The following is a 24,934-nucleotide window of genomic DNA, read 5'->3' on the forward strand; positions in this document are numbered from 1 at the left end:
CGTGTCTATACAGATTCCTCTGGACGAGAAAAGCTACCTCGACCGCCAGTGTCCTTCCAGAGAGTGCCTTGCCAACTTCAAGGTTCTATTTGAGGACTGGCGAGACAAGGTTCAGGACGCCGTTGTGTACTGTCCCATCTGTCGCCACCAGGCAGAGGCAACAGAATGGAACACCCCGGCACAAGTTCGTCACATCCGTCGTGTCGCAAAGCGGCACGCCCACAAGATAGCCAACCAAGCTCTCCAAAAGATGGCTCGCGACTTCAATGCCAGGCAACCACGTGGTGGGCTGATCACAGCATCAATGTCCTTCCGCCCAGGGCCACTCCCCATCATGAGCCTTCCGAAACCGGAGGAGGCTCTACGACAGGACTTCGCGTGTGAATCATGTCAGTGTCGATACAGTTCCCTGGGAGCCGCCTTCTTTTGTCCTGCCTGTGGACACAACTCCGCTTCCAGCATGTTCGCTGCTGCAATACGTTCCGTTCGAGTCTGCCTAACAAACCTAGATCAGATCAGTGACGCTCTCAAGGCCCAAGGTGACAGAGACGCAGCATCCGACGCGGAAAGACTCATACTTGAGAACGGCCTTACCAAGCTCGTCGCTTCCTTCCAACGTTTCGCGGAGGCAACCTTTCAACGCCTACCCAACGCCTCAGGCTTCAAAGTGGGGAAGAACTTATTCCAGCGGCTTGGGGACTCCAGTGCACTCTGGCGAGACGCAACAGGGAAAGGCTACGAAGACATCCTCGACACCGGAGAGATGGCCGACCTGGTGATCTTCTTTCAACAACGCCACCTGCTTTCTCACAAGGAAGGCATCGTGGACCAGGAGTACATCGACAAATCAAATGACCAGACGTACTCCATTGGGCAGAAGCTGGTCATCAAAAGAACGGCTGTCCACCGGCTCGCAGACCTTCTGGAGAAACTATCGACCAGCCTGCACCAACTGGTGCCCAGAGCGGTGATGTCACCCAACCAAAAATATGCAACAAGTATTCAGCAGGAACATCAAGAACCGAGGAGGGTTATGTGAATCACCCTGAAGTAAGACTTTTGCAGGCGATCAAGCTGTGTCAGTCGTGTGTGGCTGAGAACATAAGACGCAACGACCCGGCAAAGAGGTTCTATAACCCGCGTACTTTGTACCGTTTTGTCCTAGAACATGGCCGCTTCTTTCTTCCTCAAGCTCTGCCACGTCGCCCTGGGTTTCGTGTTATGCGAGCGAAAGCCTGCTTCTTCAACAGCATGCGAATGGCCGTCAATCACGATCTAATCTATGTAGAAGGTCTGGCCTCAAGAGGAAATGAACCAGATCTTCCTATCCACCACGGCTGGTGCACTGATGTATCCGGAAACGTGCTGGAGTTTACCTGGAAGGAACCTGGCTGTGCCTACCTCGGAGTTCCTTTCCGCCTTGAATACGTCAAACAAAGATGGGCAGCCATAGTGGCATCGTCTGAGCCTGAATTCGATACCCTTATCACGTACAAGAACAAACACTTCAAGCCACCTGGCCCCGTCAACATTTGGAAACACCCTATATACCGTTCACTGAACAAGAAACCCTCCCTAAAACTTTCGACGTAGAGCCAAGCACTCAGCCGAACCACTAACCAGACCAACGGTCATACTTCCAATAGTCTGGAGCTAGCAATGACGACAACGGATCTCCTACAAAAGATCGAACGGCTCAAGCTCATTTTGGTCCAGCGAGCCACAGGCGAAGGCGAACAGCCCGAAGAGTATGTCAAGCTGCGACGTGAGTTGCTGAACGAGTCCAAAGCCAAGGACAAACTCCCAGGCTTCCTCTCGTTCTGCACCACCATGGCTGAGTTCTGGAGCCACATCAAAGGGTCCTTTCCTTCTTACCAAGAACGCAGGGACTACCTGAGGGACCAGTTCTTTCCGGTCATCAACAAGCTCGAATCAGAGAGTACATCCCCCGCTGACCAAGCAATCACCTCAGTGCTCACCAAGGTCGACTCCGAGCATGTACGAGAAGCATGGCAAAAAGCCTTAGAGCGTCGCGAGTCCGATCCTGATGGAGCGATCACCTCAGCACGAACCCTCATCGAAGCCGTCTGTAAGCACGTTCTCGATAACACGAACGTCACGTACCAAGACGACTGGCATCTGAACGACCTCTACAAGGAAACGGCGAAGCAACTCAAGCTCTCTCCGAGCCAACACATCGAGGATATCTTCAAACAGATCCTCAGCGGATGCCACAGCGTGATCCAGGGAATGGCCGGACTCCGTAACCGACTCAGCGATGCTCACGGCAAGGGGAAGACCGGGAGTAAACCAAAGTCTCGACACGCAGAACTCGCGGTGAACCTGGCAGGCACGATGGCGACCTTTCTTATCGCGACATGGGAAGCACGAAGCGAGCAGTCAACATAGCAGGAGAAATCAGTCATGACCGACAAGGACCGGTACCAAGTAATAGGGGAGCTCTGGTCTCATACGAGAGGCACTGAAGAAGACTTCGGCACGCTGGTGTACGACCGAAAAGAGGACAAGCTTCTCATCGACAGGATGCACTCTCCTGGAATGTACCAAACTGGTGGCACTAGTTCGAGCTACAGCCCAGCAGAAGACTATCTGGGTCCGGGCAGCACGTATAGCGAGAAGGGAATAAAGCTTCTCAAGGACTACCTCGGCTCAAACCCTCCCAAGAAAGACGAGATCGCATCCATCCTAGGAAGGCTGCTGTCTGACTAGGGCGACTCGACACAGATGACGCAAGTGGTTTCAATTCAACCATCGTCCTCGAATGCTTAATTAGCGATTCGAGCCGATCCCGCTTGACATCATCACCTGTACATAGGCTATCCTTGGGAAACAAAAGCAGGGTGATTCATGGGCCACCAACGCCTGGGTGAGATCCCCAAGACCAAGAAGTGGAAGTCCGTCGTCTCGATGATCACGGGCAGCGGGAAGGGTGCGTCAAAGGGGGGATCGATTGGCTCGACTGTCGGGAGCGTCTCAGACGTCGCGTGCGAGATCCTCTCAGCCGCGGAAGGCGGGTTCGTCGAAGTCAAAAATGACAGCGGATTCTGTCACACACTATACCTCCTTACTCAACTGGTCCTGGCCGCCCGGCAGGACGACTGGCAGACAAGACTTTCCGGCTTAGGGATCACTCTGGGCACGGATGCCACTGTCTTCGATCTGACTGGTGAACTCCATCGGGCTATCGAACTGTATCGCCGGAAACACCGTGGGTCAGTCACGATTGGCGAGATGGCTCAGCAGGCGGCAGGCGAAGCTCTAACTTACCTCGCCAAGGATGCCGCCATTACCCTGTTCGGCTCTGGTCGAAACGAACTCCAAACGGCCATCAAAAGGCTATCAACCAAAGCCGGGTTCTCCGATCTCGCACAGCGGTTTTTCGGCAACTTCACCGCTCGCTACCTCGACTTCTACATCAGCAAGATTCTCCCGAAGCAGGCAGGCAATAAGGGGTTCGAATCCGCTGGCGACTTCAACGACTTCAAGCAAGCCCTTTTCGACCACTGTCACCAGTCTTCCCGTATCGTCCACGACTTCTGCGGCCAGTGGTACTCCAAGACAGAATGGGAAAGGGGAATCGACCAGCACAATATCACGGGCCTGGTCCGGCACGCACTCGACAAGATCCGCGAAGAGCTGAAGAAGCAAAGGGAGGACGTGGCATGAGCCGTCCTCGCTTGTTCGTCTGTAATGGTGTAAGCCTTCCCCAGTCGGACCCCTTACGGGCCGGAAGACACGTCGTACCGCTTGCCACTCGTGGCCGGAAGACCAACGTCAACCTCAAGATCGAGAACGTGACCGACGCATTCAGTCGTCAGGTGAACGATCGCCTCCAAGACCTTCTTGAGATCGCCACTTTCGTGTACGTCGCAGACTCTGCCACAGAACGGAGCGGCAAGTGGCAAGCCGACGAGTCTCAGGAGCCATGGGAACGTGATCTCCGTTTTGTCATTCCGGTCCGCGACCTCGATTTTTGGACCAAGACGACTGTCTCCGATCTGTTGTCCGAGACCCTTAGCTTCCTGTCGAACGACGAGTACAACTTCGACTTTCGGCCCATGCCCAGTCGGATCGCACAGCAAGAGTACTTTGACTCAATAGATGACCATAACTGGCCACTAAACGACGTTGATCGAGTCATCCTATTCTCCGGCGGTCTCGACTCCTTGGCCGGAGCCGTTCAGACAGCTGGCGAGGGCAAGAACCTGCTGTTGGTGAGCCACAGGCCGGTGACCACACAAGGAAGCCGACAGAGAGAGTTGTTCACCCAGCTGAAGGCAGCCTTTCCGCAGGTGAAGATGGTACACATCCCGGTGGAGATTAATAAGAATCAGAACCTGAAGGGCGACTACTTCCAGCGTACACGATCATTCCTTTTCTCTGCCCTCGGTGCTGTCGTCGCCTCCACAGTAGGGGCAGGCGGCATCCGGTTCTTCGAAAACGGTGTCGTAAGCCTAAACCTACCCGTGGCAGGCGAAACCATTGGGGCCCGAGCATCACGGACTACACACCCGATCTCGCTGCACCTCTTCTCGAAACTATTCGAGCTAGTACTTGGCCGTCAGGTGGCGGTGGACAACCCGTTCATCCACCTGACGAAGGGTGAGGTCCTTGACAAGATCGTCCAGTGCGGACGGCAGCATCTTATCAGCTATACCTGCTCATGTGCTCATCAGGGCTATGGTCAAACCCGGCTCAGCCTGCATTGCGGCACCTGCAGTCAGTGTATTGATCGACGATTCGCCATATTGTCTCGCAAGTTAAACGAGTTCGACCCCGAGCGAGATTACAGGACAGATGTGTTCTGCGGGCAGCGAGGGGAGGGATACCAACAAAACATGGCGGTCAACTATGTCGCCCACGCTGACGCTCTACACCAGATGACCCCTGACCAGATCGCCGCCGCGTACAACATGGAGCTTTCGCGAGCAGTACGCCACGCTCAGCGTCGGGACGACGAGGCACAGTGCCTCATCGACATGTACAAGAGGCACGCGAAATCGGTGTGCGACGTCCTGGAAGAGCAGATCAAGAGGGAAGCCAAACAGTTCGTGAATGGCGGATTACCGGTCACCAGCCTGTTACGTCTAGTCACTAGTGGGGAGCACCATCGCCCCTCGTGGATCAAGTTCGCAGACCGCATAGGAAAGGTGCTACAAGCTGGACTGCCGACCGCATGTCGCAAGCAGAAGCCGAAAACCGAGCCCGACCTGCAACCCATTTGTGATGGCTTACTGAGAGGAGCCGACGAAGCCCTCCAAAGGGAATACCCCTACATGCAATGGGCGTGGGGGATGACTAAGCCCGACTGGTCTTCCGAACCACATCGCCTATGGGTGGAGCTCAAATACGTTCGGAGAACCGCGAGTGCAGCATCCATTGGCGAAGCCATCGCTGCTGACATTACCCGCTATGGTGACAACGGTCAGCGGGTGCTATTCCTGGTGTACGACCCCGATCATCTCATCCCCGATGACGCCCAATTCAAGGGACAGATCAACCGCGAAGGCGTACATACCATCATCATCCGTTGACCAAAGCTCGTTCCACATATAGGGACTAGTGGCTGGAGTATCGTCAGTGTCTGGCGATATTGGGTTCGTTGGACATCCTGCCTTAGGAGCTTCCCTTGTCCCACAACCTCGCCACCACCAACGACAAACCAGCCATGATGTACACGGGCGAAGTCCCCTGGCATCAACTCGGCACCAAGCTCGACAAGCCACCCACTGCCAAAGAAGCCATTCAAGCAGCAGGCCTGAACTACCAGGTCGACCTCGTACGCATCGCCACGCTGGTAGGACAACCAGTCGACCAACGACGTGCTACTGTGAGAGACGACACCAAGCAAGTCCTGGGCATCGTCGGCAACAGTTACATTCCAGTCCAGAACCACCAGGCCTTCGGGTTTCTCGACGCCGTCGTCGCAGAAGGCAATCTCCAGTATCACACCGCCGGGGCACTGGGCAAGGGCGAACGAATCTGGCTCCTGGCTGAACTGCCCAACCAGATCAGGATCAAACAAAGCGACGAGACCGTCGACAAGTTCCTGCTCCTGACCAACTCTCATGACGGCTCATCGGCACTTCGGGTCTACTTCACACCGATCCGTGTAGTCTGCCAGAACACCTTAAACCTGGCTGAGACCAAGTCCATGGGCCAAGGTGTCTCCATCCGTCACATGGGCAACCTGCACGCGAAGATCAAGGAAGCCCAACGAGTCCTCGGATTGGCCCACTGTTTCTACGACGACGCCGAGGCCAAGATCAACTTCCTGGCCGACCATTACCCTACCAAGGCCCAGGCCGAGAACTACTTCAAGCTCTTGTATCCCGATCCCGCTACCGGTGACAGCACACGGACAAACAACATCCGCACCGAACTGATGCGGTTGTTCGAGCAGGGCATCGGGCACGATCAGCAAGCAATTCGAGGTACGACCTGGGCTGCCTACAACGCTGTCACCGAATGGGTGGATCATCACCGACCCACCCGCAACGCCCTACCTGAACTGCGAGCGAACAATCGACTCAAGTCTGCTTGGTTCGGATCAGGGGCCAAGCTGAAAGCCAAGGCATGGGAATCTGCCCTCGAACTGGCAACCATAGGTTAACGATCATCACCACTCTCCGTAATCACGGCCCTTTTGCTCAGGGTCGTATTGCGTTGATGGCAGGGGTATTCCTTCCATGAGCACCTACCGCACCATGAAAGGAACCGTCCATGATTCGAGCCAACGTCGGCCTCAGTCGCAAGATTACCCGCGAGTACCAATCCACCGGCTACAGCATCAACATCGAGGGCGACGTAGCCGTGTCGGCAGACGATACCGAAGCTACTCTCGCCAAAGTAGCCGAACTCTTCCACCTGGCTGAAGAAGCACTGAACGTCGAGATCGACCGCGATCAGGGCGAGCAAGCCATCGGGAATCGCGACAAACCAACCGCGATCACGAAAACTAATATGAACGACCGCCATGCGGACGACGGGAATTCTTCACCTGCCAAGACCACTCAGGAACGGACTCCCATCAACGGCACGGATGCCATCACCAACAAGCAGGCTCAATACCTGCTCATGCTGGGCAAGCGGCAGCGAATCTCCACGGCACAGATGGAAGACAAGATCGAACAACTGCTACGTCGCCGTTGCAGCGTCTACGATCTGACCAAGCGTGAAGCCGGTCAACTCATCGACACGCTGGCACCATCGACCAACGGTCGAACAGCCACCCGCCGTTAACTTTCGATGTAAGACCAGTCAGGAGGATCACGCCCATGAGCCGACCGCACTGGTCTTACTCACAAATCGCTTGTTTCCAGCGATGCCCACTCCAGTACTACTTTCGATACATCGCAGGCATTCCACGAACTACGATCCCTGCCAACATGGTGCTGGGAACAGCAGTCCACGCCGGGTTGGCCACGTATCACCGTGCCATCATGCACGAGCATGAGATTCCGTTCTCCAAAGTGGAAACCACCTACCTCGACAGCTGGCAAACCCAGGCTGACAACAACCTCATCGAATACACACCCAAGCACACACGAGAGGAACTTCAAGAACTGGGGCTGACACTGCTTCGTCAGTATGCAGCCGAAGAGCCACCGACGAACGTCCGATCTGTCGAGAAGCCTCTCTACGTTCCCCTCCAGACAAGCACTGGCTACATCCTCGAAAAACCACTCCTCACCATCGCTGATCTCATCACCGATTCGGATGATGGGCTCGTCGTCAACGAGTTCAAGACCAGTTCACGAACTTACAGCAACATGGAAGTCGAGCAGTCGCTCCAAGCAAGTTGCTACATCCACGCAGGGGAGGATACCTGGGCCCTGCCAACCTCAGTTCGGTTCATCATCTTCGTCAAAACCAAACAGCCGAAGATTCAAAGATTGGATACTATCCGTGATGCCAACAATTCCACTCGCGTGGGCGACATCGTCCAAGGCATCGAGCGAGCCATCCGGGTTGATGCTTTCTATCCCAACGAATCGCCGATGAACTGTACCAGTTGTAGCTACCGCCAGCCGTGCCGGGAGTGGGGTAAACAAGAAGCTACCAAGCTCGAACTGCTCCAGTTCAGCACCAACGGATGCCACTGATGCTGACCGAACTCCATCAGAAGTCAGGCAATATGTGCCAGCAGGCACGTGACGGACTGCAACGATGCCCGATGATCGCCCGCACAGACAGCGAAGACGTCATCACTGGTCATCTGGTCCATGCTCTCCGCCTGCTGAACCCAACCTGGTGGGTTCCTGACCTACTCAACCGTGGGTTACAGGCCCCCCGATTCCGTCGCCAGTACTTCCGCAACTTTAAAATCGAACCGTGGGTCAACAAGCCACGCTTCCCACGCAATCTTGTCCCCTGGAACGAGGGATCAACGCAGGTAGACTTCTGCATCACCTGGGAAAATCCCGCCACCACGATCTACGTCGAGATGAAGTACGGCTCAGATCTTTCCAGCCGAACCTCGGGAAACTACGGCCAACACAACTATCCCGCTGACCAACTCATCCGCAACATCCGAGTCGGGCTCCTGGAGTGTGGCTACTTCACGACTGATGAACTCTTCAGTCAAACCACTCGCGACTTTGCCGTCCTTGTGATCAGTCCCCGAGAACATCACCAACTGGTCACCAAGTACAGGAAAGATCAGCAACTCCTGAACTCCATACCTCATTCCGAGAAGATCACGTCACTTCCCATCAGGCCCTTTGTGGGTGAACTGAGCTATCTCGACTTCGTTCGTATCCTACGCCAACAGCAACCACAATTCACGAAAACCGAGAGGAAGGTAATCGACCAATTCGCCGACTACCTGGGCTTCAAACAGTCCACCACACCTCAGTTCAGGTTGCCGACCGAGTATACCATCGACAAAGGTCAAATCAGCCTTCCCGTACTCCAAACACTCCCCGCCACAAATAGAAACGTTACCTCTGAAGAGAATCTCACCACGACGACGGGAATCTGAGGAGCTCAACATGCGAAGACGCTGGGCACCTAGCGACATCACCAGCCTGGTGACACGATACACCAAGGAAGGCCCCAAGAAACTGGCCATCGAACTAGGCCGCAGTGTGAACGCGATCAGCAGCCAAGCTCGTCGTTATGGTCAAAAGACTCCTCGACGGGCCTATTCTCATGCCGACAGCACCATGTCATATGAAGACCTGCTCGGCCCTCAACCTCAACTGTCCCACAGCTGACAGTCACTGTCATTATCATCGCACGAGTATCAAGTAGCACAGGGAGCACGACTTCATGGTGAAGCGTATCGCTGCTGCGGACGCTCGTCGTGATGAAACCCAAGAAGCGGCCTGAAACAGATCGGCGTGTCCGTCAATCCGAGCGTCTGGCTCGCGTGATTCGCGTCTACCAACTCATCAACAGCAGAAACGGCCCCTGGAACCCCAAGACCATTGCCAAGGAAATCTGCTGTTCCGAGCGTACTGTCTATCGCGATCTTCAAGTCCTCTCAATGGCCGGAGTGCCGTGGTTCTTCGACGACATCTGTGATACCTACCGGGTAACTCCAGGCTTCAAGTTCCCAGGCCTGCCATCAGAACCCGAGAGTGTTCCATCAACTTCATCTGCTAGTGCATCCCTGATCAACGAAGCACGTACAGCTTCCAAGCAACTACTGGCCAGTGCCGAGCGAGCTTCCCAGGTGCTGCTGACTCTGACCAAACTCCTTGAGCAAACAGACAAGAGGAAATAAGCCCTTCTCCAGAAATCCTGACATACCACTGACCCACTGCTGTCAGTCAACTGAACTAGGCTCTCTCGCAACAATATTAGTGCGAGCAGAGTCAATGGAACCGTCAGACTATATCCAGCGTCGCCAACAACTATGGGCACGCAGAAAACAGAAGTCGCTCAGATCACGAACCAGTGACGACGATCACATCCGCGACAACTATGTAGTGGAACTGGGCGACAACCTCTTTGCCCCACTGATGCCTTTCAGCCGAGCAGAGTTTGAGCAAGGCGATGGCGGAGAACTTCACGCAGACCAACGTATCAGCAACATGTACGCAGTTCATTCTTCATCAGCCATCTTCGCCAACTCTATCGAGTACTGGCGTCAGGCTGACAACCTCTCTGCCATCGCCAAAGCACTCAAGATACCCAGCACCCAGATCACCGGATTTCGGTTTGAAGCCAAGCACATTATCGATCCAAGCTTCGAACGAGCCCCCAACATCGATGGCTGTTTCTCCTACGAATCTTCATCCAAGCTGAAAGCCATCGGCATCGAGTCCAAGTTCAGCGAACCATACTCCAACCGAGAAGTTACCCCACTCAACTCCAGGTACATCGAACTCCCCCAATGGGAACAACTACCAGCAACGCTGCAACTGGCACGCAAGCTTCACCAGGGAACAGCTGAGTTCAAGCACGTCGGGGCCTCTCAACTCATCAAGCACATCCTGGGAATGGTAACAGCCTACGGTTGCAACGGATTCAGGCTGCTGTACCTGTGGTATGCCGTCCCTCATCCTGTCAGCCACACTCACGCGGAAGAGATCGACCAGTTCAGCGAGTGTGTCACCGCTGATGGCATCAACTTCACCGCATTAACCTACCAAGACCTGTTCCTTCGCCTGGCACACCACGAACGAGGTCTACACCAGGCATATGTGGACTACCTCATCGAACGCTACCTCTAATCAGGTAACACCACCAACTCTCATCTATCAGGCTGATTATGTCCATCTCCATCACATGCAGCAGTTGCGGCTCCAAACTCCGTGCTCCAGACAAGACAGCAGGCCGATCCATTCTCTGCCCCAAGTGCAAAACTTCCTGTACTGTACCTAACGTCAACAATCCCACTCCAGGTAATGCTGCCACTCCGCAACCAACCGTACCCGTTCAGTCATCACAAACCAAAGCACTGATACCATGTGAAACCTGTCAGAAGTCCATGGCAGTGACAGCGAATGCTTGCCCGGCCTGTGGTGCAGCAAACACCTGGGTTCACCCCGACATCGTCCGCTTCAATCAAGAGAAGCACAAACTCCAACTCAAGGCACCAGCCCAAGTCTATACCTCGTCAACTTATGCGTTTGGCAACGCTACAGTCAAAAGACAGAAACAACAGAACATCGTCGGTGGCTGGAGCGTAATGGTCATCGGCATAGCCCCATTTCTGCTCTCGTACATCGGATTCTTCAAGAACCATCCCGATATGGTTCTCTACTCTCTTCTTTTCATCCCCCTGGGCATCGGGGTTCTGATCTACGCTGCGTTCCAGAAAGACCTTCCTGAAGACGTGAAGTTCGAAGTTCACCTCACAGAATCACCACCACGCTGGCAATCCAACGACGACGAGTTCTGGAAGCCTGTTAAGGACTTCTTCGTGAAATGACTAACCCACTCTACCTGTGAGCTCCGCCTGAAGGGTAAAGCTCATCAACATGGCAACGGGGCTCTTCTTCCAAAGTCGGCTCAAGTTCTAGAAGCTCTCCTGGCTGACATTTGAAATACCGGCACAAAGCCTCAATGAATCGTGTGTTTGTTGTCACACCTACACGTGGTGAAGCTAAACTCGACAATACCGACCCAGAAATTCCGGTGGTTTCGCTAACCTCACGCCAAGGGATAGCTCTCCGCTCCAATTCCTCTTTTTCTCTGATCAACTGAGCCACACGAAACCGAATTGGCATCATAATCTCCGCCTAGGGCGGAAATCACTTGCCAACACAAGGAACGCCGCCTATGCTACGGATCATACAGTTCAAGCGAGTCCTCGGCCACAATTTCGGATGTACGAAAATAGATACCAAAGCTAGGGCGGTATTGTGGCAGTGACTATGTGAAGAACAGTTGTTGACGCGTGCTTTTCCTGGGTGACCCAACCAGGAGCCAATCGGACAGCAGCCTTATCGATGCAATGACCATCGAAGGAGCGTCCGTATGAACAAGCGAGTCAGCAATCGTCCTACCTATTCAGCTCGCAGTCCACAAATCCATGTAGGACCGTGTGCACCATCGAAGCTACCCAAGAATGAAGAGGCGGGTACTTCAGGGATGATGCTGTCAGTATCTCAAGCTCCCATCCTCCATGATTCGTCACTTGAGCAGAGCCCAGAACGCGTCCTGATTACCGTTGATGAAGTAGCAGCCATGCTGAGCCTATCAAAACGGACCATCTGGAGAATTTTGAGCCACGGAGAGATGCCTGAACCAATTCGCTTGGGGAAGAACGTCCGTTGGCGACTATACGAAGTTCAGCAATGGATCGTACAGGGTTGTCCCCGTCCTGAAAGGGGGAACCTCTAATGGCATCGATCTATCGCAAGGGTCGCGACAAAGGAAAGAAGAAGCGACCACCCTATTACATCGACTATGATGATCACCTAGGCAAGAGGCGTACCGTCAAAGGGCCAACCGACAAAGGGCAGGCTCATATCCTGGCTGGCAAACTCGAAAACGAAGCACTGCTACGGCGACGAGGGATCATTGATACAAGGCATGAAGAACTTGTTGAGCGGCAACGTTCTCAGATCGGGCAGCAGCTTCAAGAATTCGAGCAAAGCATAAAACGACGCAAACGTACCGCTAAGCATCAGCAACTACTAATGTCCAGAATTCGCAGAGTCGTCACTGGATGCGAATACGAAGTGATCGGAGACATTTCAGCCGAGCACGTCGAACAGTTCATCGACGAGTACTGTGATGAGAACGATTTAGGACCGAAGACCTATAACCATTACTGCCAGGCGTTCGAGCAATTCTGCCAATGGTTGACCAAAAGGGGACAGGTTGCCAGTAACCCCGTTCCTGGACTGCCACGCCGGAATTGCGAAGTAGACGTACGGAAGAAACGTCGAGCCCTGACGGAGGAAGAGTTTAGAAGGCTGGTGCAGTCGGCCATCACAAGCAACGAGACAATCCAAGGTTACGTAGGAGAGATGCGGGCGAATATCTACACGATGGCATACCTGACGGGGCTCAGGCGAAGTGAGCTGGCCAGCCTAACCCCAGCCAGTTTTGACCTCACTTCTGTTCAGCCGACGCTGACTATCGAGGCCACCATTTCCAAACATCGCCGCACCGACAAACTACCACTACACCCTATTCTAAAAGAGATGCTCAGCGAGTGGGTGAAAGGACTTCCTCCCGACCAGCCGCTATTCCCCAAACTGAAGAACCGTCGCACCTGGTTGATGGTAAAGCTCGACTTAGAACGGGCGGGCATTCCTTACACCACGCCCGAGGGGGATGCGGACTTTCACGCAGCAGGCAGACACACGCATATCACCCAGCTCATTCGCAGCGGGGCGTCGCCTAGTGAGGCTATGAAACTGGCCCGTCATTCTGATATTCAGATGACCATGCGGTACACCCACATCGGCCTAGCGGACCAGGCGAAAGCCCTCGCCGCACTCCCCGTACCTTGTCAGCACATTGTCAGCATTCCAGCCGTCTCTGAGTTACAATCGGTGTCTCAGCCTGTCGCTGGGACGCAACCAGATGGGTCTGGCAAAGGTGACGTAAAGCCAAGTGATTCAGCAACTTCTGACGCATCAATACAAGAAGGGGCACCAGTTGTCACTGATGCCCCAGAATGGAGGCGGCGGGAATCGAACCCGCGTCCCAAAGTACTGCTACCCTGCCCTCTACGTGTGTAGCGCACTGAGTTACCGGGCTTTTACCCGATTCGTTCAAGAGAGGATGCCCAGTACGCAGGCAGCACTCTCTCTATTCGGCGGTGAAGTTTAGCGGGAGCCGCCTCCGACACGGCCTTGCGGCCTCAAGCTCCTGCGATCCTGACTTGGTGACTGAACTTCAGCTTCTTTCAGGCGAAGAGGCCAAGATCAGGGCTGCACTAATTAGGCAGCCAAAGCGAACTGCGTTTCTGCAGTTAAGTTTTGGTCAGCTATTTACGTGGCCAACTGACCAACCACGACACGCCAGCATGATAACTAGTTACCCGGTCGAAACCTTTTCGCCCCCGGCATTCTTATTATTCGTTTAAACCAGATTTTTACAAGATATTCCCAATCAAGTGAGTTGTTTTCTCCTCCCTTTACCAAGGGGAGGCTGGGTGGGGTTAGGGTTGCGATTTCCCAAACCCCCTCCAACTCCTCCTTGTAAAGTGGGAGAGAAAAAATGCATTCAAAGTCGAGCTTGTCACTCATGCCCCAGGCCATTAAACTTCCAAGGTAGGTTTGGCGAACCTGGCATCATCCCAAGTGTCAGTTCGACAATGACCTTCGGGAATGGTGTAACGGTAGCACTGCAGATTCTGGATCTGCCTGTCTAGGTTCGAATCCTAGTTCCCGAATTGTCCTCGTCTCTGCACATCCAGCAGGGGCATTTATGAAATTCTACGTTAACCAGCAATACTAACGATGCGTGTAATGGCACGGTTAGCGTGCGTACACGCAAACCGTGGCACCCGAACCCTCTCCCCTGACGCCTCACCCCTCAAACTTTCCGAACCTTTTTGGCCAATTGCTGTCACCATCCAGATTATTACTTCGACCGTATGGTGTGGTTAATCTTCCGAAAGTGAGTTCCCATGAAGCTGAGATTATTTACCCTGTTCTGCCTGATGGCAGGTTTTCTCCTGGCGTTGAAAGTCGAGTTGCTTTCCAACGAGCCAGTCAACTATCTATCCGCGCTGGACAAGAATCCAGTGCAGCCCGGCCAGGGCGTCTATACTCGAAAAGTCACGCAGCATCCGCAGGCACAGGCCCAGTTTGATCAGGGCCTCAATTACCTGTTCGCGTTCAATCACGATGAATCGTGCAAGGCATTTGAACGTGCTGCTGAATTCGATCCGCAGTGTGCGATGGCATATTGGGGCATTGCTATTACGCAGGGTTCCCACATCAATAAGCCTGTGGTGGCAGCCGAGCAGGACAAAAAGGCATTGGCAGCGCTCGCCAAGGCACAGGAACACAAGGTAAACTGCACACCCGAAAATGCAGAGTTGATCAACGCCCTGGCCGTGCGGTTTCAATCCAATGCACCACAGGATCGTTCCGGTCTGAACTGTGCTTACTCCAATGCCATGAAAAAGGCATGGGATAAATATCCCGCTGATGCGGACATTGGAACGCTCTATGCCGAATCGATGATGAACCTGAGGCCGTGGGACTTGTGGTCGAACACTGGTGAGCCACGCCCTGAAACACCAGAGATCATCAAGGTGCTGGAAACAGTTCTGGAGAAATGCCCCGATCATCCGATGGCATTGCATCTGTATATCCATGCTGTTGAAGCTTCGCCAGAACCCGGCAAGGCTGAGAAAGCTGCAGAGCGTTTGCGATTTCTTACTCCCGGTCTTGGTCACCTGGTTCACATGCCAACCCACATTGATGTCAGAACCGGTAAGTGGCAGAAGGCCATTGATTCCAACCAGTTGGCGATTGCCGCTGATGCCAACTACCGTAAACAGTCGCCCAAGCAGGGATTTTACAATCTCTATATGGCACACAATCGTCACATGCTGGCATTTGCAGCGATGATGTCTGGGCAATCCAAGCTGGCGCTTGAAACGGTGCGAACCATGCTCGCTGGCGTGCCTCACGAATGGGTAGCGGTCAAAGAGAATGCTGCCATCGCTGATGGTTTCCTGGCATCGCCGCTCGAAGTCATGATGCGATTTGGCATGTGGGAAGAGATTCTGAAGGAGCCTGAAGCTCCAGCCTTGTTCCCCATCGCCCGTACGATGCGGCATCATGCCCGAGCAGTTGCCTATGCTGGCCTTGGCAAGATTGCCGAAGCACGGGAAGAACAGAAGAAATTCCTGGAGTCTGCTGCCAATACTCCCAAGGAAGCGACGTTCGGCAACAACGCTGCGAACAAACTGTATGCAGTGGCCACACCGATGCTGGAAGGGGAAATACTCTACCGCGAAGGCAAGCTGGCAGAAGCTATTGAGCAGTTGAAAGCTGCCGCTCAGAAGGAAGACCTGCTGCAGTACAATGAGCCGCCAGACTGGATTGTTCCCGTGCGACATCCGCTGGGAGCCATGCTGCTGAAGGATGGTAAAGCTGCTGAGGCGGAAGCCACCTACCGGGAAGATTTGAAACGCTGGCCCAACAATGGCTGGGCACTGCATGGCTTGACCAAAAGCCTGCAGGCCCAGGGCCGCCAGAAGGAAGCAGAAGCAACAGAGAAACAATTGAACTCTGTCTGGCAGCATGCAGATGTTCCCCTGAGCTCATCCTGCAAATGTGTTGAGAATAAGTAAGCAGCATGACAACCATCAATCAACGTCAAGTCATGCGGATGTATCTGTATGACTTGATTGCTTAGGTGTGTCGCGTTGAAACCGCATGCTGTCAGAAACCGTGCCGTAGCGCAGCGTGATCAAATCCAAAGCGTAGTTCTGATACAGTTTCCACGGGCGATGCGAGCCTTGCTTTGGCAAATGATCGATATCGCGCAGAATGTAACCAGACGTGAAATCCATGATAGGTTCATCTCGCTGGCGAGTTTTAATCACCGGCATGCAACTGATGTAGTGATGCTGGTCCATGTAGTTGATCAGCCTGCACACATATTGGCTCGAGAGATCGGCTTTTAAGGTCCATGAAGCGTTGGTGTAGCCGATGGCGAAAGCCATGTTGGGTACGTTGTTGAGCATCATGCCTTTGTAGACTTTGTGCTGATCGAGTTGAACTTGTTTGTCATCAATCCACAGTTCCATCCCTCCCATCAGCTTCAGTTTGAGGCCTGTCGCGGTCACGATCAAATCTGCATCGAGTTGCTTGCCTGAGGTAAGCCGAATGCCGATGGTGTTGAAGGATTCGATAGTATCCGTGATGATATCTACATTACCGTGCTTGATGGATTCAAACAGATCAGCATCAGGCACCAGGCACAAGCGTTGTTGCCAGGGGTTGTAAGGCGGATCAAAATGTTTCAAATCAAAGGATGAGCCAAGCTGCGTTTTGATTCCTTTGCTAATCAACATTCTTGCAAAGCCGGGTGAAAGCTTACAAACCTGGTAAAAGAGCATGCCGAACAGGACATTTTTCCAACGTGATAGGGAATATGCCATTCGGGAGGGCAACAGCTTGCGAAACCGAGTGGCCCATTTGTCCCTGGAAGGCATGGAAACAATATAGGTCGGTGTACGTTGGAGCATGGTGACATGCTTCGCCTCTTTAGCGAGTTCGGGAACCAGGGTAACAGCGGTTGCTCCGCTGCCTATCACCACAACATTTTTGTTTTTGTAATCGATATCCGAAGTCCATAACTGTGGGTGAACAATGGTACCTTGAAACGATTGTCGCCCTGGAATTTCTGGAGTGTAGCCGGCGTCGTAGTTGTAATAGCCTGCACAAAGGTACAGAAAATAACAGGAAAATTGCTGGATTGTGCGATCTGGACCGGTCAGCACTTCCACCGTCCACTTGGCCTGCTGACTTGTCCACACTGCTTTCACCACGCGATGCTGATAGCGTACATGTTGATCGATGCCGTATTCTTTGGCTGTCTCGTTGATGTACTTCAAGATGGAGGGACCATCTGCAATGGCTTTGGCTTCTACCCAGGGCTTGAAGGCATAGCCCAGCGTGTACATATCGGAATCAGAACGTATTCCGGGGTAGCGAAACAAATCCCAGGTGCCCCCCATCGCTTCCCGTGCTTCCAGTATACTGTATGTTTTTTGGTGACATTCTTTCTGTACGTAATACCCGGCACCGATACCAGAAAGACCGGCGCCAACAATCAGAATGTCAATGTGCTCAACTGCCATGTTCGTATTTCTATGGTGTGATGAGGTAGAGTGTCAGCATATTGCCTAGAATGTCATCGTGGCTTTACTTTCGGTTACTTTCAATTTTTGCATTCTTCTCCGCGTAAGAAAATCACCAAGCTTGGTGGGCAGCATCCGGCTGAAGGCGAGCAGCCAGTGGTTTTTACTGGGGAATGCAAGGTAGGACTGTTTACTTTCAATGGCTTCCATCATGCGGCTCATCGCGTATTCCAGGCTCATTACTTCGGAAGGAGGTAGATCGAGATCTTTGGTCATGTTGGTATGAATGAATCCGGGACAAAGAGTCGTGCATGTTACGCCATAATCCTGTAATTCCACACGCAGGCTGTCCATGAATGCGCTAAGCCCTGCTTTGCTGGCACAATAACCAGCCATGTTGGGAAGGCCTCGATAGGAAGCCAGACTGGAAAGGGCGACGATATGCCCTCTCTTCTGCTGAATAAATAATGGAATGATGGGCTCGAGCGTATTGGCAACACCAACCAGATTGATATTGACCTGGCGTGCAAAGGTTTCTGCGCTGAATCCCACAATGGGGTTCTCATCGCCAATACCTGCACTGGCAATAACCATGCTGGGTGTGCCCTGCGTGGATATCATGGTTTGAGTTGTCGTTATCATTGCCTCGCGATCAGTAACATCAGCTACGACAAAGGCACATTTCGTAGAAGGCGATTGCCTGGAAATAGTTTCTGTTAAGACTTTCAACTGCCCTTCGTTGCGATCAATAGCGCCGACTCTCGCTCCCCGCTTGGCAAATTCCAAAGCGAACTGATATCCAATGCCCGAAGCAGCGCCGGTGATGATGACGAACTGATCCTGATACGATTGCATGTAGGCGAATCCGCTTTCTAATGGTTTCGTTGTTGAACTTACCTTGGTTTCGTTCGAGACTCAATCAGAATTCTGGATAAGCTAACAGAGTGAAATAATACCCTGACGGATTCGAGCTTGCCACCCATGGATCGAAGCAAATACGATCATATCGTGAAAACATTTTTTACCAGCAACACGCAGAAAATAACTGAGATTTTTCAGGAGCTGTTGCGAGCCAGTGCAGCGGAAGAGACCTTGCCGCCCGGCCATTTGATGTCGCAGAATTATGACACTGCCCAGGCAAATCCGGAAATACATTTGCTGCCAGGCAATTTGAAAGATGCCCGCGATGCCATTTTTCCATTCTTCTGGGGTACCGATGGCTGGTCATCGCCTCTGCATCTGGAGAATGTAAAGGGACCAGCCAATAATGCTTCACTGATTGGCGCTTTGGCTTGTTTGCTGAAGAATCCCAATCTTTGCACGGATACCTACAGCCAGCGATCTAATGAACTGGAAGTGAAATCCATCACTGCACTGGCGAATCTGCTATTCTATCACACCAGCGATCCATGGGGCGTCTTTACCATGGGTGGCACCATCTCCAATATGTATGGTGCCCGCATTGGTATCGAAAAAGTGTTGCCTGGAGCGATGCACCGTGGCTTGCAGGGTGAAACTGTCGCAGGCGTCGTTTCACAGGCGGCCCATTATTGCAACCAAACTATCGCAGGCTGGTTGGGAATGGGAACGCAACACTTGTACTCCATTCCCACCGATAGAAATCTTTCCATGCGGCTGGATGCATTAGCTGACAAACTGGAATATCTGTATCAGAACAAGATTAAAGTTGCCTATGTCATTGCTACCTATGGTACCACGGATGGCTTTGGGATCGATGATATTACAACTATCCGTCATATCATCACCGAGAAGTCGCAGAAATATGGTCAGCCAACACCACAATTGCATGTCGATGCAGCAGTGGGCTGGGTGTTGTGTTTCCTCAGCGATTACGATACCGACAAGAATGTGCATGGGTTTTCGGAAACAATGTTGCCATTAATTCAAACGGTGAAGAAACACAATCAGGGCTTGCGTTATGCTGATTCCATCGCTGTTGACTTTCACAAGATGGGCTGGGGACATTATCCGAGCAGTGCCTTTATTGTGAATCATCGAAGTGATTTGAAATATCTCTCCCGCAGTGTTTCGGATACGCCTTATTTTTCAGAAGCAGATGCACGACGTGATCCGGCTCTTTTCACGCTGGAATGTTCCAGACCAGGCTTGGGGCCCTATACTGTGATGGCTTCGCTTAACGGCATGGGATTGGAAGGCTGGCAATTGCTTGTGGTGCGCGCACTCGAACTGGCACAGAAACTCAAAGAGAAGCTCAGCAAACTGGAACAGTGTATGGTGCTTAATACGGGTACCATTGGGCCAAGCGTGTGCTGGTGGGTGCTGCCTAAAGGTAGAAATGCCCGTGAGATCTTTGAACGACTGGAAGCAGGTCAACTATCTGCTGATAAATGTGAGCGATACTTCGCCGAAATCCGACGGATGTACGATAAGCGGGAAAAAGTGCTCGACCCAACCCGCGATGCCCGGTTGAGTTTTACCACCAATTTCGGGTATCATCCGCATGGCTTGCATCTGCCTGCCTGGAAAGCAGTCTTCTTCAATCCCAAGTCGGATGAAGCGATCATCGATCGTGTTATCGAGAGTATTGAAGAACTATTATAACCACACAACTTGGTTTTGCCTACGCGTGCTTGTTATCAAGAGGATTAATAACAGAACACTGTCAGTCGCATCCCGAAGAGATGGGCAACACTGCTCCTTCAATCTGGTTGATGCAGGCTACTGAGAATTCAGACTGCATCGAACAGTTGTGCAAAACCATCGCCTTGGCAGCTGCTGCAAGAGACGGATATTTGGCATGAGTTGTTAATGATGAATCGGATCGGCGAACTGCAGCACCATGTGCGCGCGGCGTATACCGCAGAGAACAACCATCAGGGTTTCTTTTCGTCGTCTTTTTTCAATTCGGGTGATGCCTTCCAAATATAGACTTTGGAATCAATCGCAACGATACGATCCTGGCTGTGATCCCAGGTAACCAGAACAGATTCTTCAAACTGTCCTGGAAGAGCAGTGAGTTCCAGACCTGTCTCAACATCCCACAATCGGATAAGTCCATCACTGCATGAAGTGACGATGCGTTTGCCATCTTTGCTGAAAGCCAACGAGTTGATGGCACGGGGATGACCAGGGAATGTTAATTGTATTGCTCCGGTAGTGGTGTCGCGTAATCGAATAACCCGGTCAGCCTCTGCAGTGGCAATCAGTTTGCCATCAATAGAGAATGCCATCTTGCGTGTTCCGTTCATGGGTATGCCAACCGTTTTGGTCTTAGTAACAAGGTCCATCAGTTCAACTTGGTGTCGGCCAACGTATGCAAGCTTATCCACTTGCGGAGAAAATACTGCCTGTCCCATGAATTTTTCAACTAATGGTAGTTCTTCCACTTGAATGCCATTAGCACGATTGAGCCATTTAATGGTGCCACTCAGTTGAATTGCAACAATGTGCTTGCCATCAGGAGACAGTCCCATGCATTGGCAATGTTGATCAGGAGATGCATGGATCCAGACCGGATTTCCCGTTTTCAAATCCCAACAGGTTAAACCTCCTTCAGGGATAGATGTGAGCAAATGATCATTGTCAATAAACTGGGCTGCACCAACTCCTTTGTAACATCCTCGTTCCGTTCCATCGCCTGTATTGATTACACGTACAAAATCGTCGCCTGTTTTTCGGGAATGATAGTTGGGAATGATTGCTGCCCACTGGCCATCGTTTGACAAGGTGAAATCATGAGTGAGATGCGGGAAAGAACCCATCGATTGATATTCGGTTGGTTGTTGAAGATCCCAGATACGAAGCGATTTGTCATTGCTGGTGGAGGAAAGATGCTTGCCATCCGGACTGAATGCAACAGAGGAAATATGCAACTGGTGCCCACGAAAGGTCATCAAACTACGGTTTCTCCTGATATCCCAGACCAGGATATCGTGACTGGGACCGCTGAAGGCAATAATGTCAGGGTCAGCGCTAATTGAAAACTGCACCCGGCCCGTAAGAACCTTTGGTTCGACGATGTTTGCCCAGTTATATCGCCCCATTTCTCTCCCTGATTCAGCATCGGTCCACATGATGGAAGAAGGTTGAGCTTCAGCCAGGTGTTTGCCATCTGCAAAATAACTGATACGAAATGTCGGCAACTGTCGCTTCCAGACTTCACCAGTCTGCTTGCCATCCTGCATGTTCCAGCGACGAATGGTGCGATCAGTGGATGATGAAACAAGCGTTTTGGAATCTGGGGAGAAGCTTCCATCGAGAATGATCTTGGAATGTCCTTGCAGAAGCCATCTGGTCTGCCAGGTGCTGGTATCCCAGACCATGACATCGTTGGTGTAATCGTCTTTTTCGGTGGTGTGTGAAGCTGCCAGCATGGTTCCATCGGGGCTGAATGCTGCCCACATATTGCCGCGCAAGACTGCGAGTTTTTTTTGCGTAACGTAATTCCAGATAGTCAGTTTGTCCTCATCACACACTGCCAGCCATTGTTTTGCAGGAAAAACTGTCAAACCACGAATATCCTTCGGGCCATTCTGCCAGGTAATCTGTGGCTGTTTATCCTTCCAGTTCCAGATGGTAATATGTCCCCGGGAATCGCCGGTGACAATCTGTTGATTGGAAATAAATGCCGTCGTGCGGAAGATAACAGGTGGTGATGGAATAGTTATCGGACCATTGGTACGCAGTTGATCAAAATAACGCCATTCCCAACCACGGAATTTTTCGGGACACAGATCCAATTCTTCCCACGCTTGTGCAACCTGGTTGGTGGCCCAGAGTCGGCCTACCGAGGCTATTCGCTTGCCGTAGAGCAACTGCTGTTCTCGATTGAAAGTATTGATCAGTTCAGAATGCACCCACCGTTCACGCTGCAGTGCATCATGGGTTTCCCGTTCTTGTTCCCGTATGCGGAAGTTACTGAGCGCCAGCACTGCGACAGAACCGACAAGCATCAGGAAAGTAAGTGCAATGAGACTCGAAACCATTGGATATCGACGGATTGTACGCCATGATTTTTCCCAGGTTGACATGGGCCGGGCTAGAATCGATTGACCCGTTCGCAAACGTGCCAGATCAGATGCCAGCGATGCAGGCGAATCATAACGGCTGGCAGGGTCTTTCTGCATGCATTTCATGCAGATCGTTTCCAGGTCACGTGGAATGGCTGGATTGAGGGTGCTTGGTTTCACTGGCTCGTGATGTGCAATCATTTCCAGCATGGCCAACGGTGAATCGACACGGAACGGAGCTTTGCCAGTCATCAATTGGTAGAGAATGGCACCCAGGCCATAGACATCGGCAGCAGTGGTTACCTGCGACGGGGAGCGTGCCTGTTCCGGAGCCATGTAGGCAGGCGTGCCGATGATCGTTGCTGTCATCGACTGTGGATCATTGGGATCAAATCGGCCTGCTAATCCAAAATCAACGACGTGAGGTTCGCCTTTTTCATCCAAAAGAATGTTAGATGGTTTTAAATCACGATGCAGGATGCCTCGCTGATGAGCATGATGCACCGCATGGGCAATGGTTTCCACCATGCGGGCATGATGCATCATATCGGTACCTGGTCCGGAAGGTTCCATGGCCAGGCTGCCACCCGGATAAAATTTCATCACAAAATAGGGGATGCTGGTGGCAGCTCCTTGCGGTGTCCATTCGCCTACTTCATAGATTGGAACCAAATGCGGGTGATCCAGCCGGGCAATCGATTCTGCCTCGACACGGAAACGGTTTTTCAATTCTTGTGTGGCTGCGGTGCCATGCAGCAGGGTCTTGATGGCGACTGCACGCTGCAGTGATGGCTGTGAAGCACGGTAGACTACTCCCATACCGCCCTGCCCCAGTTCTTCTTCGATAATGTAACCGGGAATGGTGGGAAAGACGGTGGGACGTTTCTGTGGTTTGCGTCGTGGCCAGGTCACGGTGGAGCCGTAGGCTGCGAGCAGTCGAGCTATCTCTTCGCGATATTGTGGAAACCGGGTAATGAAATCCTGAACCGTGGCAGTCTGGCCAAAGCGATTGCAAAGGAAAAATTCGCTGGCGATCAATTCGATGATTTTATCACGATACTCCAGCAGTTGTGGAAAGCGTTTTAGATATTCTTCAATCCGTGGAAAGTCGTTCCGGTGATATCGGAATTCAAGTTCGACGTGAATCAGTTCAATTAACAGGTGCAGTTGACTATCTGCACCTTCCACAATAAAGGATTCGATTTCAGGTGGTGTGCCAGATTGCCAGGCATGTTCAAACTGTCGGATAGCATCTTCTGCAACAGATTCTATGGACGACATGGTATGCTTCATGGGAAATTGCAATCACATTTAACAATCGGCACAGGTATTAATATAGCTATCCGTGATGAACTTACGATGTACGTGAGCTACTACAGTTGCAGTATCCTCTTTACCCATGATGCTTCGCAAGTGTTTCAATAGGAATCGTAAGTGCAGGCACGTTCCAATCGTTTACGTATCCGCTCGCGTATTCGCCGGACTGATCGTTCTGCCCGGTTGAGTTGCTCACTGATTTCTGTCGCAGTGAAACCTTGCAAACTGAGTTCCAGTACAGAACGCTCATCTTCATCGCTCAGCGACTGAAATAGATCTTCAACAGTTTCAGCCAGGACAGCAGCTTCCTGTGGGAGTGGATCGCGATCAACCGCAGTCTGCCAGAGTGCCGGCATGCTTGGCTCTGAACCACCTTGCGCCACTTCCCGTGTCATATCACGCTTTTCGGTACGGTAATGTGCTGCCCGATCTGCACATTTGCGAACGGTGATCATGGTGAGCAGTCCCCAGAGACTGTCCCAGTTCTGAATTTCGAAGTTCCCTTCGCGTTGTCTGACAAAGAAACTCTTGTAAGCAGATTGGACAACATCTTCAGGAGCATCTTTGACAGTCAGGCGTTGATCCAGATGTTTACGTGCCAGCCCCATCAGGCGGTTGGCGTATCGCTGAAAGACTTCCCGCGCAGCTTCATCCTCGCCTGTTTTGAGTCGGGTCATCAAATCGTCAAATGAATCATTCACATTCATGACATTCCCTTCGGCATTTTTCGGAGAGCAAATAATTCTTGGCCGGAACGGAACATGGTGTGGATTACCCTAATGGATGCCTGCTTGTGCATTCCAGGCGGGTTCACTCAGTTGGTTATACCGACTGGTTGATGCTGATCCAACGTATGGTCAACAAGCTA

At 52.2% G+C, this 24,934-nt stretch carries 21 protein-coding genes, 1 tRNA gene, 1 other RNA gene and 1 pseudogene; 18 read left to right on the forward strand and 6 right to left on the reverse strand.

The window, feature by feature from the left end; translation table 11 throughout:
* Positions 1-460: 460 nt before the first annotated feature.
* The 13 genes from JNJ77_06790 to JNJ77_06850 all read left to right on the forward strand — a co-directional run bounded on the left by JNJ77_06790 (position 461) and on the right by JNJ77_06850 (position 11,404).
* The gene (locus JNJ77_06790; GenBank protein MBL8822280.1) at positions 461-1,039 is read left to right on the forward strand and encodes a hypothetical protein; all 579 of its coding nucleotides are present in this window, start codon (positions 461-463) and stop codon (positions 1,037-1,039) included.
* 620 nt (positions 1,040-1,659) lie between these two features.
* Positions 1,660-2,409: an abortive infection family protein gene (locus JNJ77_06795; protein MBL8822281.1), complete on the forward strand. Its 750-nt coding sequence runs from the start codon at positions 1,660-1,662 to the stop codon at positions 2,407-2,409.
* A gap of 15 nt (positions 2,410-2,424) precedes the next feature.
* Positions 2,425-2,730 carry a hypothetical protein gene (locus tag JNJ77_06800; protein ID MBL8822282.1) on the forward strand — a complete coding sequence of 102 codons (306 nt, stop codon included), beginning with the start codon at positions 2,425-2,427 and terminating at the stop codon, positions 2,728-2,730.
* Positions 2,731-2,868: 138 nt separating this feature from the next.
* Positions 2,869-3,687, forward strand: a complete 819-nt coding sequence (locus tag JNJ77_06805; GenBank protein MBL8822283.1) for a hypothetical protein — start codon at positions 2,869-2,871, stop codon at positions 3,685-3,687.
* Positions 3,684-5,555 carry a 7-cyano-7-deazaguanine synthase gene (locus tag JNJ77_06810; protein ID MBL8822284.1) on the forward strand — a complete coding sequence of 624 codons (1,872 nt, stop codon included), beginning with the start codon at positions 3,684-3,686 and terminating at the stop codon, positions 5,553-5,555. The genes JNJ77_06805 and JNJ77_06810 overlap by 4 nt, the downstream gene beginning before the upstream one ends.
* Positions 5,556-5,650: 95 nt before the next feature.
* Positions 5,651-6,634, forward strand: a complete 984-nt coding sequence (locus tag JNJ77_06815) for a DUF932 domain-containing protein (GenBank protein MBL8822285.1) — start codon at positions 5,651-5,653, stop codon at positions 6,632-6,634.
* Positions 6,635-6,744: 110 nt separating this feature from the next.
* Positions 6,745-7,263: a hypothetical protein gene (locus JNJ77_06820; protein ID MBL8822286.1), complete on the forward strand. Its 519-nt coding sequence runs from the start codon at positions 6,745-6,747 to the stop codon at positions 7,261-7,263.
* Positions 7,264-7,298: 35 nt separating this feature from the next.
* Positions 7,299-8,126 carry a PD-(D/E)XK nuclease family protein gene (locus tag JNJ77_06825; GenBank protein ID MBL8822287.1) on the forward strand — a complete coding sequence of 276 codons (828 nt, stop codon included), beginning with the start codon at positions 7,299-7,301 and terminating at the stop codon, positions 8,124-8,126.
* The gene (locus tag JNJ77_06830) at positions 8,126-9,004 is read left to right on the forward strand and encodes a hypothetical protein (GenBank protein ID MBL8822288.1); all 879 of its coding nucleotides are present in this window, start codon (positions 8,126-8,128) and stop codon (positions 9,002-9,004) included. Before JNJ77_06825 ends, JNJ77_06830 begins: the two co-directional genes overlap by 1 nt.
* Before the next feature lie 10 nt (positions 9,005-9,014).
* A complete protein-coding gene (locus tag JNJ77_06835) occupies positions 9,015-9,239 on the forward strand; it encodes a hypothetical protein (GenBank protein MBL8822289.1) in 225 nt (74 codons plus the stop codon).
* Between the two features lie 89 nt (positions 9,240-9,328).
* A complete protein-coding gene (locus JNJ77_06840; GenBank protein MBL8822290.1) occupies positions 9,329-9,751 on the forward strand; it encodes an HTH domain-containing protein in 423 nt (140 codons plus the stop codon).
* A gap of 94 nt (positions 9,752-9,845) precedes the next feature.
* Positions 9,846-10,703 carry a hypothetical protein gene (locus JNJ77_06845; protein ID MBL8822291.1) on the forward strand — a complete coding sequence of 286 codons (858 nt, stop codon included), beginning with the start codon at positions 9,846-9,848 and terminating at the stop codon, positions 10,701-10,703.
* Between the two features lie 38 nt (positions 10,704-10,741).
* Positions 10,742-11,404, forward strand: coding sequence for a DUF3784 domain-containing protein (locus JNJ77_06850; GenBank protein ID MBL8822292.1), 663 nt, complete (start codon positions 10,742-10,744; stop codon positions 11,402-11,404).
* A gap of 10 nt (positions 11,405-11,414) precedes the next feature.
* On the opposite strand, the gene JNJ77_06855 is transcribed toward JNJ77_06850, so the two are convergent.
* Positions 11,415-11,705 (reverse strand): helix-turn-helix domain-containing protein, encoded by a 291-nt coding sequence (locus JNJ77_06855; GenBank protein ID MBL8822293.1) that lies wholly within the window; start codon positions 11,703-11,705, stop codon positions 11,415-11,417.
* 247 nt (positions 11,706-11,952) lie between these two features.
* On the opposite strand from JNJ77_06855, the gene JNJ77_06860 reads away from it, so the two are divergent.
* Together JNJ77_06860 and JNJ77_06865 are read left to right on the forward strand one after the other, a co-directional pair.
* Positions 11,953-12,318, forward strand: coding sequence for an AlpA family phage regulatory protein (locus tag JNJ77_06860; GenBank protein MBL8822294.1), 366 nt, complete (start codon positions 11,953-11,955; stop codon positions 12,316-12,318).
* Positions 12,318-13,388 (forward strand): annotated as a pseudogene (locus tag JNJ77_06865) (tyrosine-type recombinase/integrase). Before JNJ77_06860 ends, JNJ77_06865 begins: the two are co-directional and overlap by 1 nt.
* A gap of 216 nt (positions 13,389-13,604) precedes the next feature.
* Here JNJ77_06865 and ssrA read toward each other — a convergent pair.
* Positions 13,605-13,995, reverse strand: a transfer-messenger RNA (tmRNA) gene (gene ssrA, locus JNJ77_06870).
* A 260-nt stretch (positions 13,996-14,255) separates the two neighbouring features.
* On the opposite strand from ssrA, the gene JNJ77_06875 reads away from it, so the two are divergent.
* Together JNJ77_06875 and JNJ77_06880 are read left to right on the forward strand one after the other, a co-directional pair.
* Positions 14,256-14,326, forward strand: a tRNA-Gln gene (locus JNJ77_06875).
* Between the two features lie 237 nt (positions 14,327-14,563).
* On the forward strand, positions 14,564-16,243 hold the full coding sequence (locus JNJ77_06880; protein ID MBL8822295.1) for a hypothetical protein: 1,680 nt from the start codon (positions 14,564-14,566) through the stop codon (positions 16,241-16,243).
* Positions 16,244-16,273: 30 nt separating this feature from the next.
* On the opposite strand, the gene JNJ77_06885 is transcribed toward JNJ77_06880, so the two are convergent.
* Positions 16,274-17,758 (reverse strand): NAD(P)/FAD-dependent oxidoreductase, encoded by a 1,485-nt coding sequence (locus JNJ77_06885; protein MBL8822296.1) that lies wholly within the window; start codon positions 17,756-17,758, stop codon positions 16,274-16,276.
* Positions 17,759-17,803: 45 nt separating this feature from the next.
* Positions 17,804-18,613, reverse strand: coding sequence for an SDR family NAD(P)-dependent oxidoreductase (locus tag JNJ77_06890; protein ID MBL8822297.1), 810 nt, complete (start codon positions 18,611-18,613; stop codon positions 17,804-17,806).
* Positions 18,614-18,739: 126 nt separating this feature from the next.
* Here JNJ77_06890 and JNJ77_06895 point away from each other — a divergent pair, with 126 nt between their 5' ends.
* Positions 18,740-20,341, forward strand: a complete 1,602-nt coding sequence (locus tag JNJ77_06895; GenBank protein ID MBL8822298.1) for a hypothetical protein — start codon at positions 18,740-18,742, stop codon at positions 20,339-20,341.
* 272 nt (positions 20,342-20,613) lie between these two features.
* Here the strand turns inward: JNJ77_06895 and JNJ77_06900 are convergent, their stop codons facing one another.
* Both JNJ77_06900 and JNJ77_06905 read right to left on the reverse strand, forming a co-directional pair.
* Positions 20,614-24,030 carry a protein kinase gene (locus JNJ77_06900; protein MBL8822299.1) on the reverse strand — a complete coding sequence of 1,139 codons (3,417 nt, stop codon included), beginning with the start codon at positions 24,028-24,030 and terminating at the stop codon, positions 20,614-20,616.
* Between the two features lie 137 nt (positions 24,031-24,167).
* Entirely contained in the window at positions 24,168-24,773 is a 606-nt protein-coding gene (locus JNJ77_06905) for a sigma-70 family RNA polymerase sigma factor (protein ID MBL8822300.1), read from the reverse strand.
* Between the last annotated feature and the right edge of the window lie 161 nt (positions 24,774-24,934).

This window comes from Planctomycetia bacterium (assembly GCA_016795155.1).
GTDB lineage: Bacteria > Planctomycetota > Planctomycetia > Gemmatales > HRBIN36 > JAEUIE01.

Coding starts and splice junctions, on each gene's coding strand:
- JNJ77_06790 (MBL8822280.1), top strand. CDS start 461: ATGTTCGCTGCTGCAATACGTTCCGTTCGAGTCTGCCTAACAAACCTA.
- JNJ77_06795 (MBL8822281.1), top strand. CDS start 1,660: ATGACGACAACGGATCTCCTACAAAAGATCGAACGGCTCAAGCTCATT.
- JNJ77_06800 (MBL8822282.1), top strand. CDS start 2,425: ATGACCGACAAGGACCGGTACCAAGTAATAGGGGAGCTCTGGTCTCAT.
- JNJ77_06805 (MBL8822283.1), top strand. CDS start 2,869: ATGGGCCACCAACGCCTGGGTGAGATCCCCAAGACCAAGAAGTGGAAG.
- JNJ77_06810 (MBL8822284.1), top strand. CDS start 3,684: ATGAGCCGTCCTCGCTTGTTCGTCTGTAATGGTGTAAGCCTTCCCCAG.
- JNJ77_06820 (MBL8822286.1), top strand. CDS start 6,745: ATGATTCGAGCCAACGTCGGCCTCAGTCGCAAGATTACCCGCGAGTAC.
- JNJ77_06825 (MBL8822287.1), top strand. CDS start 7,299: ATGAGCCGACCGCACTGGTCTTACTCACAAATCGCTTGTTTCCAGCGA.
- JNJ77_06830 (MBL8822288.1), top strand. CDS start 8,126: ATGCTGACCGAACTCCATCAGAAGTCAGGCAATATGTGCCAGCAGGCA.
- JNJ77_06835 (MBL8822289.1), top strand. CDS start 9,015: ATGCGAAGACGCTGGGCACCTAGCGACATCACCAGCCTGGTGACACGA.
- JNJ77_06845 (MBL8822291.1), top strand. CDS start 9,846: ATGGAACCGTCAGACTATATCCAGCGTCGCCAACAACTATGGGCACGC.
- JNJ77_06850 (MBL8822292.1), top strand. CDS start 10,742: ATGTCCATCTCCATCACATGCAGCAGTTGCGGCTCCAAACTCCGTGCT.
- JNJ77_06855 (MBL8822293.1), bottom strand. CDS start 11,705: ATGATGCCAATTCGGTTTCGTGTGGCTCAGTTGATCAGAGAAAAAGAG.
- JNJ77_06860 (MBL8822294.1), top strand. CDS start 11,953: ATGAACAAGCGAGTCAGCAATCGTCCTACCTATTCAGCTCGCAGTCCA.
- JNJ77_06880 (MBL8822295.1), top strand. CDS start 14,564: ATGAAGCTGAGATTATTTACCCTGTTCTGCCTGATGGCAGGTTTTCTC.
- JNJ77_06885 (MBL8822296.1), bottom strand. CDS start 17,758: ATGGCAGTTGAGCACATTGACATTCTGATTGTTGGCGCCGGTCTTTCT.
- JNJ77_06890 (MBL8822297.1), bottom strand. CDS start 18,613: ATGCAATCGTATCAGGATCAGTTCGTCATCATCACCGGCGCTGCTTCG.
- JNJ77_06895 (MBL8822298.1), top strand. CDS start 18,740: ATGGATCGAAGCAAATACGATCATATCGTGAAAACATTTTTTACCAGC.
- JNJ77_06900 (MBL8822299.1), bottom strand. CDS start 24,030: ATGTCGTCCATAGAATCTGTTGCAGAAGATGCTATCCGACAGTTTGAA.
- JNJ77_06905 (MBL8822300.1), bottom strand. CDS start 24,773: ATGAATGTGAATGATTCATTTGACGATTTGATGACCCGACTCAAAACA.